Origin of the sequence: Enterococcus sp. HMSC078F03, from assembly GCF_001811595.1 — a bacterium.
Lineage (GTDB): Bacteria > Bacillota > Bacilli > Lactobacillales > Enterococcaceae > Enterococcus > Enterococcus faecalis.
On the sequence record NZ_KV805542.1, the window covers coordinates 41,792 to 53,543 of the forward strand.

The following is an 11,752-nucleotide window of genomic DNA, read 5'->3' on the forward strand; positions in this document are numbered from 1 at the left end:
TTTCATTCAATGATTTGTCAAAATTGTCAACAAAATGAAGCAACAATTCATTTATATGCAAATGTGAATGGTCAAAGAAAACAACTGGACTATTGCCAAAGCTGCTATCAAAAATTAAAAAATCAAGCAAATAATTCCCCTCAAAATATGGGACAAGACCCTTTTGGCTTTGGGAGTTTAGACGATTTATATCGTTCTCTTTCTCGCCAAATGCAACAAGGTAATCCTTATGAACAACAAACACCACCCACTCAATTTGGTGATGGTGGTAATGGAGGTCAACCCCCTCGCGGAGGCGCTGGCGCTGGTCAAGGTTTACTAGGCGAGTATGGGATTAACATCACCGAAGCGGCACGCCAAGGAGATATCGATCCTGTGGTAGGACGTGATCAAGAAATTAAGCGTGTCATTGAAATCTTAAATCGCCGTACAAAAAACAACCCCGTTTTAATCGGTGAACCAGGTGTTGGTAAAACAGCCGTTGTTGAAGGTTTAGCCCAAAAAATTGTCGATGGCGATGTGCCCCAAAAATTATTGGACAAAGAAGTCATTCGTTTAGATGTGGTTTCACTTGTTCAAGGAACTGGTATTCGCGGACAATTTGAAGAACGGATGCAAAAATTGATTGAAGAAATCACTGAAGCTGAAAATGTCATTTTATTTATTGATGAAGTCCATGAAATTGTGGGTGCTGGTGCTGCTGGTGATGGCAATATGGATGCTGGCAATATTTTAAAACCAGCCTTAGCACGTGGTGAATTACAATTAGTCGGTGCCACAACTTTAAATGAGTACCGTATTATTGAAAAAGATGCTGCCTTAGAACGTCGGATGCAACCAGTCCAAGTAGATGAGCCAACCGTTGCCGAAACCATAACGATTTTACATGGTTTGCAAAAACGTTATGAAGATTATCATCATGTTAAATATACAGATGAAGCGATTAACGCAGCAGCAAACTTATCCAATCGTTACATTCAAGATCGCTTTTTACCAGATAAAGCGATTGACTTGTTAGATGAATCTGGTTCAAAAATGAATCTAACTATTCAACTCGTCGATCCAAAAACAATTGATAAAAAATTAGCAGAAGCGGAACAACAAAAACAACAAGCTTCCGCAGAAGAAGATTTTGAAAAAGCGGCTTATTATCGTGATCAAATCAATAAATTACAAGCAATGAAAGAAAAACAAATCAGCGATGAAGAAACACCCGTCATCACTGAAAAAGATATTGAAGCCATTGTGGAACAAAAAACTGGCATTCCTGTCGGTGACTTAAAAGAAAAAGAACAAACCCAATTGAAAAATTTAGCTGTTGACTTAAAAGCTCATGTTGTCGGACAAGATGATGCCGTCGATAAAGTAGCTAAAGCGATTCGTCGCAATCGTGTAGGCCTAGGCAAACAAAACCGCCCAATTGGTTCCTTCTTATTTGTTGGGCCAACAGGCGTTGGTAAAACAGAATTAGCAAAACAATTAGCTTTTGAGCTATTCGGTTCAGAAGATTCGATGGTTCGTTTTGATATGAGTGAGTATATGGAAAAACACAGTGTTTCTAAACTGATTGGTTCTCCTCCAGGCTATGTTGGGTATGACGAAGCTGGACAACTCACAGAAAAAGTCCGTCGTAATCCTTATAGTTTAATTTTATTGGATGAAATTGAAAAAGCGCATCCTGATGTTTTACACATGTTTTTACAAATTCTCGACGATGGTCGTTTAACAGATGCACAAGGTCGTACGGTCAGCTTTAAAGACACCATCATTATCATGACAAGTAATGCTGGAACAGGAGCTGTGGAAGCCAACGTTGGCTTCGGTGCTGCCCGTGAAGGTGTGACTAAATCCGTTTTAGGTCAATTGAACAACTTCTTCACCCCCGAATTCCTTAACCGTTTCGATGGTATTATCGAATTCAAAGCATTAAGCAAAGAAAACCTGATGAACATTGTCAGCTTGATGTTAGAAGAAGTAAATAGCTTATTAGCTAAACAAAAATTACACATTGAGGTTCCAACAGAAGTCAAAGAGAAACTCGTTGATTTAGGTTATGATCCTGCAATGGGCGCTCGTCCTTTACGTCGAACAATTCAAGAACAAATTGAAGACGGCATTGCTGAATACTATCTAGATCATCCTGAAAATCATCAATTAGTCGCAGCGTTAGATAACGAAGGTAAAATTATCGTAACTGGCGCACAAGAAGTGACTAAAACAGAAACTTCAACATCTGACCAAGCAGAATAATCAAAAATCCACACGCATTAATAACAATGCGTGCGGATTTTTTTATGCTTTTCACTTTTTATTTTCATCAAAAAAAACTATAATAGAAGAAAGATATTCGTATACTTGTTCCTCATAGAAAAAATTCAATCTGGAACTCCTGTACATAATTGGAAACGCTCTTTTGCAGCACACAACTATAATGAGGTGATAAAATGAAATTAGTGAATGTGACCAATAGCTACAAACAATTAGTAAATAAACAATTGGAAAACACGGATGCTTACTTTGTAAAAGTCTACTCAGCAGGAAACACGACCGCTGTCTATTCAGAAGCAGCTCACCATGTGGAAGTTCTGATTATGAATAAAAATCGTCGCATTCGTCCGACAGAAGTAAAAGAAATTTTAGCAAAACTGTTAAAACGATTACCTAAAGAGGCTTATGACCCAGATGAAATTTCTATCATTGAGTTAAACCATGTGACCGAAGTGTCTGTTCCATTAAAAGTTTCCCTCATGGAAAACTAAAAAAAACTGCCGAAGTTTCCCCACTTTGGCAGTTTTTTCAATTTATTGTGACGTTATTTTTTTTACAAGACTTTGATAATTTTCCGACCAGGCTTCCTCATTTGTCGGACTGACTAATTTATTCTCCTCGATTGCTTTTTTTCTTAAGTCATCCACTTCTTTTTTGAAATTTTCCCCCGATTTTTGAGCATAATCTTTAGAAAAATATTTTGATTGGCGAGAATAAGCCTTCAGTTTTGCGTCTTTAATCTCTTCTTCTGTATCTGCAAAATATTCATCATAACGAAGATCGGTTATTTTCCCTGAATCTTTTAACGTAATAACAGTTAAACGTCCAGAAAGCCCCTCCCCAAAATCTTCTGTTAGACTTGTATAATGTTCTTTTGAAGGTTCTTTGATTTCCTTGGCTAAAGCCCTAGCAGCAGGAAGATAGCCATTATTAGCGCTATTGGATTGACCTTTGGCTGTCTGGAATGCGCCATCTAGGCGATTTTCAGCAACCATTTGATTTTCTAAAAAAGTCATCGTATTAACAACGGTCACTAACGATTGATCGGTTCGGGCGTTGTTCGCTTGAAAATTTGCATAGCCGGATAAACGTTTTGTCACTCCTGCCCATTCTTCAGAATAATAGTTTTTAGGTCCACGTTCATCAAATTCCACTAACTGAATTTGTTGATCCTTAACAACGACATCAATTAAAGCCGTATAGCCGCCATCAAACACGACTTCATGATGATAATAATCCCCTTGAACTTCCCCGATTTCTGGACGACCTGACCAATACATCTTCTGGGCTTTTTCTTCTGGACTAATTCCTGATTGTCCATTATTAGCTTCTACTGTAGCGCCAGAAACAGCATCAACTTCAAAGGTATGTCCATTACGCTCATAACTCACTTTGGCAGCACTCTCCTTCGGTTGATCATTCGTGTTTGTCTGCTCCTCCTGCTTTACAGAAGTGGCATTAGTGGCTGCCGAGGCACCACTCGTTACTTGGACTGCTTCTGCTTCAGTACTTTCTTTCATTTTTTCAGTTCGTTGATCTGGTTGGCACCCCATTAAAATAATCATTGAACAAAATAACCCGACAACTATCTTTTTAGTTTTCATTTTTCCTCCTTTTAAAACTCATTGAATTACCATTTAATTTTAATATAAGTAGAATGAAAAGTATAGCTAAGAAATCGTTTTTTCTTCATACGGCGATAAACTTAACTGTCCAGATAAATACTCACCTAAATAGATTTCCTGTAATCTTTGGAATCCTTGTTCTTGGATTTGCGTTAATAGCCAGTGCTCATCTTTTTTGATTAACTCTAGGACATCCATGTTGGCTTGACCGTCCACAATAATCGGATAACGAATACTTTCATCGCCATATTCGACGATTGTTAATTGACCATTTTGTTCTAAAACCGCCCGTTTAACAAGCTGGACTTCATAAATACCATTTGCTCGTAATTTAAACATTAGATCATTTGCAGAAATACCATTTTTCAAACATTCCTTCACCACAACCTGTCCATCCTTGATTAAAGTAATGGGTTTACCATCCACAATTTGCTTCACATAGCGATTGTGTTCTTTTGCAAATTTTAAAATTAAGACTAATAATGTCCACAAAATTAACACTAATACAAATTGGAGCACCGTAATTGAATCATTATAAATAACACCACCAATAATGCCCCCCAATACATAGTTTTGCACTTGGTCCATAGCCGATGTGGGCGCCAAATTGCCTTTTCCCATCAAATTAATTTGGACAATTAAACAAATAATACCTAAAGCAAATTTAATAATAATTGGACTATAAAACTGCATTAATTTTCCCTCACTTTACTTTATGATTTCAATCGTTGGTGTTAATAAATACGTTTCTTGTAACGTATAAGACTGCTGATCCGTACTTAAACTCATTTTATAAAAGACTTCGTCAATTTTAACTATGGTTCCGTCAGCCAATTGTGTACCATTGACATAAACTTTTTCTGGAGAAACCTTTTTTTCCTGTGCCACTTGTTCGACAAAATGTACCATTTGTGAAGATTGTGAATGCTGATTTTGGTTCAGTTGATAATTGGAATATTGAACCCCTAAAACAAATAATAATGATAAAAAAATAATAATACTTAATTCACGATATTTCGTTTGAATTTGATGTCGCACATAAAAACTAAACACAATGACTAGCCCGATTAACAAAGCAAAAATAAAAAAATACTTTAAGTAATCATTTAAATTAGATTGGCTTTTTAAATACTCGATGCCATAAAAATTCATGTTCTTGTCCACTCCTTGATAGATTCGTTATAGTAAGTATTCTATCTCAAAAAAAACAATCACGCCTGCTTTAATACCTTATAACAAGAAAAAGCCCAGCGCAATCATCTTGATAATGACTGCGCCGAGCTTCAATCTTCTAAAGATTCAGCTACTGATTGATTACAAATTAATTTTACATCAAACTTTTCAGTTCAACATCTGGATATTTATCCGCAAACCAGCGTTCCGCAAATTGGTTTTCAAATAAGTGAAAGTCCCTTTTTATCAGGCTTCATCATACAATAAATAATCTTAGAAAGCAATCCATTTCTGCTACAAACCAACGCAATGTTCAACCTTTGTTTTTCTCAATACACCTATTACTTCTTAATCAATAATTTTAGTAGGAAAATTGATTAGACAAGTATCACAAAACAAAAGTTGAAAATTATATGTTATTTATTGTGACTTTTCTGTTTTATCAATGGAACCTAATTTTAATCATTTCAATACATTCAGGATAGAAAAAACAACTACAGATATATAAGAAGCTATCGAAAAAATAAAACTCCAGTGTAAGTTTTTATACTTTTTCGTTGCTGTCTTTGCCAGATAATAATTTTGTTCAATCATGACTTCTTCAAAACTACCTTGAGGGATTTCAGATACTTTCATTTTATAAGATTCTGCATCTTTATAGGTAGTTACGTCTTCCCAAAAAACAATTCCGTTGCCATTTCTATAGCTTCTACGTGGAAAAATAACTAAAAATAAAAAAACATAAGCCACAAGTAAAAGTCCAATACTCGCTAATAAAAAAAGATTTTTCGATTTTTCAAATTCGAAAGGCATATTATCTTTAATTTGAGTATATAAAAATCCCATCAATACACCGTTTACAGTTATAAATACTGCTGATTTAGTATCTGCAAACTGTATATAATTGTTTAGATAGTCATTTTGTGAATAAACAAAGTCTTTTTTTGATGATGCCATGTAAATATCACTCCAATTCAGCTTTTTTTAAGTAACTCTTAGATAAATCATTATCATTAACATATAAACTAAAATATTTATTTTTGGTAATATTTCCTTCAGCTTTTATCTTACAAATCATATAATGCAGTCCATTAAAAGCAGTATGTCTCTTACATCGAAAAACAGCATTATCTTCATCCGTGAAAGCTTCCTTTGGGACTACATAGTCTAATTCTTCTTCTTTCGAAGCTTCAATACCAGAGTTTGAAACAGTCCATTCTACACTGTTAATTTTATGTAGCAACGACTGACTAGCTTCAATTTGATAAACTATATCTGTATCTTTTTCTAATGCTTTTTCTGAATAGTAAGGTATCCGCCTTTCGTTTTCTGATAAATAGTAACATTTTATTTGAAAATCTCCCTCATACGATTCAAAATGGGCTATTCTTTCTAAATATTTTGACCAATCAAAATTTTTCATTTTATAATTAAATGAATTGTGTTTCATAATATAATAGTCTTTTTCTTCAGAGCTACCTTTAATGTAGATATCACTGAGCAAATCATCTGGTAATTGCAAGTATGAAAAAACATTTTCTCCAACCATAATACTATTTTCAGAAGCCTTATTTTGGAGCTTAGATGACAAATCAGCATGTAAACTAGTCACAGTAACTTCATTAATATTATCAATGCCATATTTAGACCAAAGAACTTCATCATCATCCCCAAAATCTATACCAATTCTTATTTTTAATGATGATACACCTAAAACATTCTCAAAATATTTTTTCAAAATATTTTGATTCATGTATTGTATCACTGAAGCAGCATTTATAGCTTGAATTATTGCATCACTTTTTAAAAGTTTACTATGTCCAGTAAAAGCAAAAATTGCATCTCCTTGAAGTCGGTGGATATGACCACCAAAATATCTAATAATTTCAATTCCAGTTGAAAGAACAGCATTTTTTATTTTCTGAACAGTCTCTAAATCATATTTAAGTGCCAATCTAGTGGAACCTTTAATATCTAAAAAAATGGAGCAGATATACTGTGTCTTTGGAAGTAAACTTTCATCAATAAAATCTGGATGTGTTCCTATTTTCTCAGAAAATCTATTTGGTGGAAACTTAGCTATAGTAAGTGTTTCATTCTCTGGAACGATTATACTTTGAGAAGAATCCATATATCTACTATGAATTACAGATTTTTCTAATTTATTATCTAGGTTTTCTTTTCGTAAGTTTTTATAAAAAATTCTTTCAATATTATTATAATTATTATACAATTTAATTTTCATCCTTTCAGCTATACGAGCACATAGTTACAATAAAAAGCCTAATAAAGGCTTTTTATTATAAACACTCTAAATTTTAGTCAATTATCTCCAAAGGAGGTAAGCTTTCTACTAAATCCATTTATTGACTATAACATGATTAAACATTCCAACTAAATCTTTTTCTTGATAATACTGTTTGCTAAAGTAGTCACTCCTAGAATAGCTACGCTACCTAAAGCAGTTCCAACTAAATTTCTTTTTTCCTTTAAGCTACGACTATGTTCCATACAAAATAAAGATTTATCTGATGGAACTTCTTTGTTGCAATTTGGATACTTACAAGTCTTAATTTTCGATTCTTTCATTTTCAGTCACGTCTGTCCTTTCATTATTATAAGTTGCTATGAGCACTTCAATTTTTGTAGACAAATCATTAGTTAATTCCTGAATTCTTCCATCATCACCCACGTGAGCATTATCTAATAACCACGCAATAGTTCTTCCGCTTTCGTTTTCTTTCATTAACACTTGTTTAACAAACGAGTGATAGTTTGTCAGTGTTGCAAATAAAGATTGTTTTTCTCCCAAAGCTGTATACGCTATTAGGTTTAGTTGGACTGCAGAATTTAAATATCCTAAAGATGTTTGCAATAAATTATCAATTCTACGTGCATCTTTTGATTTTGTTTTTGAATCAATTAAAAGAGCTGCATCTTCGTGAATAGAAAGCATTAGCTTGCTAATTGTTTCATTAGCAATTTTGATAGAACTAATCAATAGCTCTCTTTTGTTCGATTCATTCTCTGAAGCTAATCCTTCAACAACTAATTGTCTGGATGAAAAAAATCCCGCATATCTATCATTATACTGACCTTTCTCTACCCTTTGTATAATTTGATTTAATCCCTCAATTTGCTCTGAAATTGATGCTAACTGACCTTGGATTGCTGATAACTCTGGTAGAACACCTAACTCTTTTACAATTTTCTTATCAAGAGTAACAAAACTTTTATTTTCCCCACTTAAATTATCCTTAATGACAGCATATGTTTCACCTGTTTTTTTTCTTACGCCAAATGACCATTCTCCAGAATCTATCTTTTCCTTTGCAAAATCAGGTATCCTAGCTACGTATTCTGTTTCTTTCTGATTAGACAAATTTTCAATCAAACTCATTTCTGAAATATTTGAAAATAAACTGTTTTTAATTTTTACCGCTATCGATTTTGAAGCTATTCTTTGCAATGGCAATAATGAATAAGATGTAAAATCATAATTGTATAAATTTTTATCGGTAACATTTACCAATAACGATGCGTCTTTAGGTAAACCAATTTCGAAATCTTTCATAATAACACCTACCTGATAATAAGTTGAATTACAAGCCACTAAGGTATTATTTAACAAGCTCCTTTAAATCTTGTTTCATCTTGGCAACTCTATTTTCATAAAACAATTCAAAATTTTCTATATCTAATTTGATATCTTCATCAATAAATAAAAATGAGTTATTCAAGTGATTGATTTCCATCCATTCTGACAAACTCTTATCTTTCTTCAAAATATTTTTTTCCTTATTTAATAATTGTAAATTTCCAATTTTATTCCAATTATTACCAATCCTCTCAATTTCTTCTTTACTAAAATGGTTTTCCATAAATGTTTTATTTTGAAATTTTGATTTTGGGTGAATATGGTCAATATCGAAATTTTGATTGAAATAATCTAAATCTGGATAGAATAAAGACAATACAAAAAATGCGTCATCAGAACCACATTGTACTTCAAATAAGCCTTCAATTATTGCATCATCAAAAGAATAATTTTTTGTAGGATTGCTTTTAGCACTATTGATTATTTCTTTTAAAGGAAAGACACCAGAGGAAGAGTCATCAATTATTTTACGAATTTCTCGAAGGATACTATCTGATTGCCCACCAAAAATACGTTTCAAAAACACTAATAATAACCATTTTTTCATGAGTTGAGAATTGGCGTTTTGCGTGTTGGAATCTAAGAATCTATTTTTTATAACTTCATCCTCAAGTTTGTTTTCATAGATATAATAAACAATTGGTATAGCAGCATTTTTAGCAGGAAACGTTCTGTTTTCAAAACCCAATCTATAGAACATCTCAAAAGCATTAAGAATTGATTTACGAATCCTTTCCCAATTAGTTTTAATTTTATTAATTACATCTTCATTAAAATTTTTCACTCTACTCTTTATGTCATCTGCATATAAAACTAACATATTTTTCAAAATGAAGTCTATTGTGATAGAAAAATCACCGAACTGGTTAACTTCTCTAATTAATTCCTCAAAATTTTCCCTCGCATCAGACCAATGAACTGTTAAAAAAGACATCAACAAATCTGAAAAAGTAAGTTTCGTCCCGCCATCATTAGTTCGAATAAAAATATCTAATACCTTATCAAGATTTTGTTCATCTTCCAAGTAATAATTTAAAACTTTTTCTTCGTTGATAGTCTCATATAACAGATTTAATATATCTTTGGAGTATTCATTATTTTCTAAACCCACTTTTTCTAAATAAGAACATCGATTTTTTTCATCTGACAAGCCTAAAATACTTCCTACTTCAAACCAATATTTTTCACCTAATTTATTTTCTTTCTCTACTTTATCTCTACGTAAAAATTTGAATTCATATTCTTTATCAATTTTTGTTTCTTGCTTATAGGTATTTTTTATATTTAAGTATAACTTCATTGGAGGAAAATTGTCTTCATTGTCCACCCATCGTTTGTGATTTAATTTAACTGCATAGCTTCCTTTTAGTCCAATATATAAGCTGTTCAACCTCTGTTGTCCATCAATTACTGCAAAAAAATTGTCTGTTCGTCCCATAGAATTATAATATTCATTCATTTCTCCAAAACGTTGTTTATATTTTCTCAAAAAAGAATAAAATCTATAATTATTTTTTATTTCATCTGAAGTAATTTGCCATAACATTAACGAATTTATAGGATACTTTCTCATGATACTATCAAACAATGATTCTATCTGCTCTGGGCTCCATACAAATTTTCTTTGGATAGCAGGTAATAGATAAATATTTTTGTCTATATTTTCAATAGCTTCTTTGATAGTAATTAACGGTTGAAATCCTCTTTCCACCATATCATATCTCCTTGCATAGTTGACTTATTTTTTAATCTGTGAGTGTATTTTTTGAATTATCACAATAATAAAGAACAATATTTTAGAGAATACGGTTCCATAATAAATAACAAGTAAAATTACTCTATTTTATATTCCGTTCTTCTAAATTTTCCAATCATACAATATTATCTCAAACTTATAAGAAAAATCAACTTAAAATAGATATAAAAAACTCGTATAATCCATACTTTTCTTACTATTAACTTAAATTAATATTCACAGAAGCCAGACCACACTTCCTCTCTTCTGAAAATATATTCAAAATCTCCAGAATCGATTGTATGCTGCCTGTATTACATTCTAAGCGTTTCTAAAATATTAAGTATTAATTTTTATCAAGAATAAATTTTAAAACCCCTGAAAAATAACACAGGCTATTTAAATTCCATACTACGTTATTTTTAACACTACATATCTAAACAAAATAAAAATATAACTTTACCTATATATTCTAGATATGAAGATAGTTCTAGTTGATTTCAAAAAAACAAATAATTCAACTAAAGCAACAATGAATTATCACTTTTTCGTTATATAAATATATCTAGAGCGTAAATTTTAGCTATTTTACTGAACCTAAATAGTGCTATTAAGTAAGCAAGATATCTCTTGCCGGCACTAAAAAATAAATACTGATATATCAATTTTTTACAGCCATTTTTATCACACAATTATCGATGTAAATAGTTTTTTTGCGTAAAGATATGCGTGAAAACAGGTAGATTACCTTAGATTTTATTGACTTTTATTATCCTACCATTTTTATCAGTGTTTCTAGAGATAAACTATAAAGATTTTCTTATCTCGCACTTTTTCTTTTTTTAAGTTACTATTATACTAACAAAAAAACAAATAGAGAGTTGGAACATATAATGAATACTCACAAGATGCAATTTGGATGGATTATCGAAGCTCCTAAGTATTTGTCGATACTAACAAATCAAGATGGATTAGTTGCTATTGTTTCTGAATATACTACTTTTGGCGACAATCAATCATTATTAATTACGTTGTCAGAAACATCTGCTAAAGTGGCAGTAACTCCTCATTATATTTCTTCTTTAACGATTTCAACAGATAAAAAGATTAAAATATCTACCTCGCCATTCTATGAACAACAAATAGTTGAAATTGAAAAAATGAATTCTGATGGTCAAATTATAGATTAAAACTTCTCAAATCTTATTGACTATTAAAAATCATATGAAATATCATAACTTATAATACTTACAGTTTACAGAGGGAGCGTCAATAATTTTGTGTAAATAAATT

General features: G+C 31.9%; 11 protein-coding genes. 3 read left to right on the forward strand and 8 right to left on the reverse strand.

All coding sequences use genetic code 11. The features are described from left to right. The first annotated feature begins 9 nt into the window (after positions 1–9). Positions 10–2,250: an ATP-dependent Clp protease ATP-binding subunit gene (locus HMPREF2810_RS03330; protein WP_002384925.1), complete on the forward strand. Its 2,241-nt coding sequence runs from the start codon at positions 10–12 to the stop codon at positions 2,248–2,250. Positions 2,251–2,444: 194 nt separating this feature from the next. Then, positions 2,445–2,759 carry a DUF1827 family protein gene (locus HMPREF2810_RS03335; RefSeq protein WP_002355547.1) on the forward strand — a complete coding sequence of 105 codons (315 nt, stop codon included), beginning with the start codon at positions 2,445–2,447 and terminating at the stop codon, positions 2,757–2,759. Positions 2,760–2,801: 42 nt separating this feature from the next. On the opposite strand, the gene HMPREF2810_RS03340 is transcribed toward HMPREF2810_RS03335, so the two are convergent. From HMPREF2810_RS03340 to HMPREF2810_RS03375, 8 genes are all read right to left on the reverse strand, one after another. Next, positions 2,802–3,872, reverse strand: a complete 1,071-nt coding sequence (locus tag HMPREF2810_RS03340; RefSeq protein ID WP_002375935.1) for a hypothetical protein — start codon at positions 3,870–3,872, stop codon at positions 2,802–2,804. Between the two features lie 66 nt (positions 3,873–3,938). Further along, positions 3,939–4,586: a DUF421 domain-containing protein gene (locus tag HMPREF2810_RS03345; protein ID WP_002355545.1), complete on the reverse strand. Its 648-nt coding sequence runs from the start codon at positions 4,584–4,586 to the stop codon at positions 3,939–3,941. 15 nt (positions 4,587–4,601) lie between these two features. Beyond that, a complete protein-coding gene (locus HMPREF2810_RS03350; RefSeq protein ID WP_002355544.1) occupies positions 4,602–5,045 on the reverse strand; it encodes a DUF3290 domain-containing protein in 444 nt (147 codons plus the stop codon). A gap of 483 nt (positions 5,046–5,528) precedes the next feature. After that, entirely contained in the window at positions 5,529–6,023 is a 495-nt protein-coding gene (locus HMPREF2810_RS03355) for a Pycsar system effector family protein (protein WP_002384923.1), read from the reverse strand. A 7-nt stretch (positions 6,024–6,030) separates the two neighbouring features. Next, positions 6,031–7,299: a nucleotide-binding domain-containing protein gene (locus HMPREF2810_RS03360; RefSeq protein WP_010774078.1), complete on the reverse strand. Its 1,269-nt coding sequence runs from the start codon at positions 7,297–7,299 to the stop codon at positions 6,031–6,033. Positions 7,300–7,460: 161 nt separating this feature from the next. Further along, on the reverse strand, positions 7,461–7,655 hold the full coding sequence (locus tag HMPREF2810_RS03365; protein ID WP_002384921.1) for a hypothetical protein: 195 nt from the start codon (positions 7,653–7,655) through the stop codon (positions 7,461–7,463). Then, positions 7,636–8,697 (reverse strand): hypothetical protein, encoded by a 1,062-nt coding sequence (locus tag HMPREF2810_RS03370; protein WP_002388528.1) that lies wholly within the window; start codon positions 8,695–8,697, stop codon positions 7,636–7,638. Before HMPREF2810_RS03370 ends, HMPREF2810_RS03365 begins: the two co-directional genes overlap by 20 nt. Beyond that, positions 8,687–10,438 carry a DUF262 domain-containing protein gene (locus HMPREF2810_RS03375; RefSeq protein WP_002384918.1) on the reverse strand — a complete coding sequence of 584 codons (1,752 nt, stop codon included), beginning with the start codon at positions 10,436–10,438 and terminating at the stop codon, positions 8,687–8,689. The genes HMPREF2810_RS03370 and HMPREF2810_RS03375 overlap by 11 nt, the downstream gene beginning before the upstream one ends. A gap of 965 nt (positions 10,439–11,403) precedes the next feature. Between HMPREF2810_RS03375 and HMPREF2810_RS03380 the strand changes: the two genes are divergently transcribed. Then, positions 11,404–11,649, forward strand: coding sequence for a hypothetical protein (locus HMPREF2810_RS03380; RefSeq protein ID WP_224561195.1), 246 nt, complete (start codon positions 11,404–11,406; stop codon positions 11,647–11,649). The last annotated feature ends 103 nt before the right edge of the window (positions 11,650–11,752 follow it).